Raw genomic sequence first — 1,194 nt, 5'->3', positions numbered from 1 at the left:
TCATGGCAATTCACATGTTCAATGTCATGCCACCCGTTCTTCTGGTGGTTAAAACCCTCGTTTTCTATTTTCCAGCGACTACGCCCCGCCTGGACAAGTCTTTCTGCGTTCTTTTTCGTTATTTTGATGTCTGTAATAAACAGAAACTGCTGCTTTTTCTTATCCTTCGTTTCTATCACTGCTTCCAGAAGGTTTACGCCTCTTTCGTTGTATGGAAGATCATTAACCCAAAAAATACTGGCTTTTTTATCGTTTTCTTCCAGCGATTTGATTGCCCAAAATTCCGAGGCGATGCTTTGAATCCTGCCTTCCTTAAAACGGAAGATGTATTGCCATTTGTTTTCATCACAGATGTCAAAGACAGGTTCACATGCATAAAGGCTGTCACCCAAAAGGCAGATAGGCAGGCGTTTGAATGTGCTTTTGATTTTCTTGGCCAGCCTTTTGAATGCCTTTAATTCACAGTCCTGCTTGGAGACATCTTCTGATTCGTTTTCAATAAACTCTGAAGCGATGCTAAACACCATATCCGCAACGACGAACTTGGCTTCCAAGACATGATGCATATAGATAACCTTTGTTTCCCCGGTTTCTTTATCCTTGTATTCCCGTCTCAGGCAATGCTCGCAGTGCTTTTCCTTAAACGTGTGCATTCCTGTGCCATCCACGACGACAGGCCAATATTTATCCGCTATTCGGTAAGCTTCAAAGCATCTTTTCTTAAGAAGTGTCTTAATCATATAAGTCCTAATTTTCTCAAGTTCTTTCCCATCCAGCTTGGATAAAAAGTCATTAACCGTGTCATAGTGGGGCAGCTCTTCGAGTTGTCTTAACCCCAAAACTTTTTTTACATTTTCAATGCATTCTTCCTTGTTAAAGCGTTCTGTCATGCTTCTCATTGAATCGATTCCAACTGCATTTTTCAGGAGAATCGTATAAAGAATCGTCTCCGTTCCGTAAGTAATATAGCTTTGGTGCCTTGGGTCTTTTACCTTTTTTAATCTGTCTATAAATTCCTTAAAGAAATGACGCTGAGTTTTGATGAACTCGAAGAAAAAGTTTTTATTTTTTTCTCTTTCACGTTTTTCTTTTCTTGTAACCATCCATAAATCCCCCTAAAAAGCGATAAATACAGTTAAATTATCCCATATTTATCAAAATTTAGGGGGGAATTATCTCGAAGAATTTTTACTC

1 protein-coding gene is annotated in these 1,194 nt (G+C 39.0%); it reads right to left on the bottom strand.

Annotated features, from left to right (window positions below):
- On the bottom strand, nt 1–1,103 hold a 1,103-nt coding region (locus DCC39_RS18870; protein WP_133243519.1), incomplete at its 3' end, for a transposase family protein.
- Between the last annotated feature and the right edge of the window lie 91 nt (nt 1,104–1,194).

It is taken from the genome of Pueribacillus theae, assembly GCF_003097615.1.
GTDB lineage: Bacteria > Bacillota > Bacilli > Bacillales > UBA6769 > Pueribacillus > Pueribacillus theae.
Note: the sequence above shows the minus strand (reverse complement) of the source record. Positions and strands in the feature narration are given on the sequence as shown.